This window comes from Bradyrhizobium sp. 31Argb (genome assembly GCF_043638955.1).
Lineage (GTDB): Bacteria > Pseudomonadota > Alphaproteobacteria > Rhizobiales > Xanthobacteraceae > Bradyrhizobium.
Map to the genome: position 1 here is coordinate 1 of NZ_JBEGDB010000469.1, position 3,372 is coordinate 3,372.

General features: G+C 57.9%; 4 protein-coding genes. 3 read left to right on the forward strand and 1 reads right to left on the reverse strand.

The genetic code is table 11. The annotated features are described in order from the left end of the window. Positions 1 to 144: 144 nt before the first annotated feature. On the forward strand, positions 145 to 633 hold the full coding sequence (locus AAFX91_RS40115; RefSeq protein WP_130577412.1) for a MarR family winged helix-turn-helix transcriptional regulator: 489 nt from the start codon (positions 145 to 147) through the stop codon (positions 631 to 633). An 18-nt stretch (positions 634 to 651) separates the two neighbouring features. Then, complete coding sequence (locus tag AAFX91_RS40120; RefSeq protein WP_394570182.1) at positions 652 to 1,611, forward strand: LysR substrate-binding domain-containing protein; 960 nt, start codon at positions 652 to 654, stop codon at positions 1,609 to 1,611. 59 nt (positions 1,612 to 1,670) lie between these two features. Here the strand turns inward: AAFX91_RS40120 and AAFX91_RS40125 are convergent, their stop codons facing one another. Then, complete coding sequence (locus AAFX91_RS40125; RefSeq protein WP_394570183.1) at positions 1,671 to 1,961, reverse strand: hypothetical protein; 291 nt, start codon at positions 1,959 to 1,961, stop codon at positions 1,671 to 1,673. A gap of 722 nt (positions 1,962 to 2,683) precedes the next feature. Between AAFX91_RS40125 and AAFX91_RS40130 the strand changes: the two genes are divergently transcribed. Further along, positions 2,684 to 2,905 carry a DUF6894 family protein gene (locus AAFX91_RS40130; protein ID WP_130577435.1) on the forward strand — a complete coding sequence of 74 codons (222 nt, stop codon included), beginning with the start codon at positions 2,684 to 2,686 and terminating at the stop codon, positions 2,903 to 2,905. The last annotated feature ends 467 nt before the right edge of the window (positions 2,906 to 3,372 follow it).

Sequence of the window (3,372 nt, forward strand, 5' to 3'; positions counted from 1 at the left end):
AAAACGAATCGTTCCATCCAAAGCTTGAATCACAGCCAAGCACGAATGAGAATCCTGAATCCCAACAGACCCTAGATAACACCATTACCAAATGACAACAAAATCGATCTTGTTGCAGCCAAGATACACTCGGTGACATGACCAATGAACGGAGCAGATGTATTCGCAATGAGGAAGCGAGACTCTATTCGACAGTTTGGTCGGGAAATAGCGTCGCTCCACGCATCTCTTGATGAACTCTATCAGTCCTGGGCGAAAACGCTCGGAATCACCGGCCCGCAATGGAAGATCATGCTGATCCTCGCCGATGCCGGCGATGACAGCGGGTTGTCGGTCGGCAAGGTTTCGAAAATTTTGAACGTCGAAGCGTCGTTTGTCACAACGCAGTCAAAAATCCTTGAGAAAGAGGGCTTAATCCAGAGAAAGACATCGCGACGAGACGGACGAATCGTCAACCTGTCGCTGACGCATCGAGCGTTGGAGCATCTGGAAGGATTGGCGCCGCGACGAGATTCATTGATTGAATTTATCTTCGCGGAGTTCGCGCCCGGCGAACTCGATGAGCTCAGTGGAAAACTATTCTCTCTCAAGGAAAGGCTGGAGAAAGCGCGTCTGCAGGTGGCGGAGCCTTAGAGAACAGGCGCACCGGCGATGGACCTTCTCGGCAGCCTCGGCATTCTCGTACGCGTAGCGGAAGTTCTTTCGTTTTCCGCCGTCGCGCGCGAGCGTGATGTGAGCCAGGCCGCGGTCGCCCGCCAGATTTCGCAGCTCGAAGAGCACTTCGGCGTTCGCTTATTCCATCGCACCACGCGAAAGATCAGCCTCACCGATGACGGACAGATGCTTGTCCTCCTCGCGCGACCGATATTGGACGGCGTCGAGGGCATGCTGACGGCCGTGGGACGACAGAGCGCCTCTCCCATCGGACTGGTCCGCGTCGGCGTGACCGGCACCGCAGCTCGCTTCCTCGCGCGCCGTCTGCCCGAGTTGCTGGCGGATCACCCGGGGCTGAAGGTCGAGCTGGTGGTGAGTGATCGGATTGGTGACATGATCGAAGATCGTCTCGATCTTGCGATGCGCGTCGGCGAAATCGCCGATGCATCGCTGGTCGTTCGTCATGCCGGCACGATTTCGCGCGTCGCCGTGGCGGCACCGAGCTATGTCGAAAAGCATGGCGCACCTTCCTTGCCCGCCGAACTTGCACAGCACACCTGCATCGTCCACGCCACCAGCCAGCATCCGGATATGTGGACGTTCGTGACCAACAAAGGCACCCAGCAAATTCGCGTATCGGGAGGATTCCTCGCCAACGACGCCAGCGCGGTGCATCTGGCGGCGAGAGATGGATACGGGATTGCCTGTCTCGCGCTGGTCGATGTTTTCGACGATCTGCGCAGCGGCCAGCTCGTCCGCGTCCTGAACAACTTCCCGTCGCCGAACATTCCGTTCAGCCTGGTCTACTCCTCACGTCGGCATCTTGCGCCGCGCACGCGCGTGGTGCTGAATTTCATCCTGGAGGAGCTGCGAGAAATTCGCGCGTTGCTTTCCGAGGACCCGAGCGAGATCCGGGACCAGGGAAGCGACCGAAGCTCTCCAGCTCTCAGCGTGTGAAAGCGCGGGCCGCCGAAGCAGACCCGCACTGTCGTTAGAGGTTCAGGATGGACGAAGCGTCAGTCGCAGCGAAGCTGCCGATTGTCCGCTGCTGCAACGGCCCGCGATCCGGATTTCTGAGACCGAACCCGCGGAGCACATTGCGAAGCACGACCGCCTTCCATTGCCGCGTAGGCGCTGGCGTCATTCACAAGCTTGTTTGCGCTCGCGCCCGAATTCAGCACATCCGAGTTGGGGTAATAGAATGCCCGCAGGCCGGGCTCCTGAATCGCTTGCTGCGCGAACACCGGCGCCGCCGCCACAGCCGAAAGCAGCATGGCCGAAGCGACTGATATCTTGAGGCTGGTCATCTCGTTTCTCCGTAAAGTCCTTGGTGAGGATCACGGCAGCAATCATCGCCCACGCAACAGCGTGGTTCTGGTAATCGTTTGAGGGACATGCCCGCCTGACTCGCAATGGCTGCAACTGATCTGACAAGAGAGCTATCGCGGAACACCGATTCGGAAAAAGTGCGCCGCGCTTGAAAGACTTGTGCGCAAATCGCAGAAATCGCACCTCGTCGCAGATATGCGCCCCGAGGACGGCGACTATTGATCGCTTCCCATCGAACGATAGAAGAAGAAGGCCTTGAACCAGTCCGTAGAACATCAATGCGAGACCAGCTTCAAGGATTATCAGGACTTGCTTCACTGGTCGGTGTCGATGAGGAACTTTGCACCTAGCCCGAAGGTTATCGTGAGACATCATTGGGAGAAGCGAATGTCAAAAAGCAAGCTCTCCATACTGATCGCCGCAGCTCTCGCACTCGCGCCAATTCAGGTGTTTGCGCAAGGCGTCGGCAGTCCACCGCCGCCCAGGCCTGGCGACCCGGCCGCCGCAACAGGCGCCGTGGGCGGGAGCGCCCCGCCACTCAAACCTGGAGCCCGGACCGGCGGTACACCCGGAAGCGTGGGCAGCCCACCACCACCCAGGCCGGCGCCCCCGAGCGGTGACAAAAAAGGCGACTAGCACGCCCAGGGCGGGGCGCGCTGTTTGATTTAGGAACAAGCAAGCCGAATTGCAGTTGGCCGACATGCCCAGGTATTTCTTCCATCTAGCTGGCCAAATCGAAGCTCATGACCTGTCCGGCCATGCGTGTACGAATGACGACGAGGCCAGGGATCACGGGAGCTTCATCGCTCACAGGATCGGAACGGAAAAACCAGAGATGGTGCGCGAAGGAAACTTCATCTTGGTGACAAATGAAGAGGACACCGAGATTGTTCAAATTCCTCTGGCTTCAACGACGGTCTAGAGGATCGGTTCTTTCCCTGAAATTGTATCGCGAGCGTCGGCATCGTCGTTGCGAGGCACCTTGCCTTTGACTGTTCTGCATACGGCTCCACTTCGTTCTCAAAGAACGAATCGATATCGGAAGAATCAGTCCCGACAGAGTCCTAACGATTGGTTTCGGCCGGGCTTGCGGACGGCGCGAACAGTCACGCGTTGATCGAAATCTGCGCCTCGTATTGTCCGGCTTTCTCGAACAGAGCATTGCGGACAGAACATGCCAGCCAAGCGCCGAGAGCGATCGTTCGTTCCCATTTCCGATCTCCAACAAAACGCCCCGTATGAGAAAAGCCCCCGCTGGCCAGCAACGGAGGCTCTTTTAGGACTTGGAGGGCCGCGCAGTATCTTGCGGATTAGAGCGTTTTCGAGCGAAGTGGACACCGGTTCGCGTGAAGAAAACGCGTCAAAGCAAGAATCGAGAGCTTCGGTTCT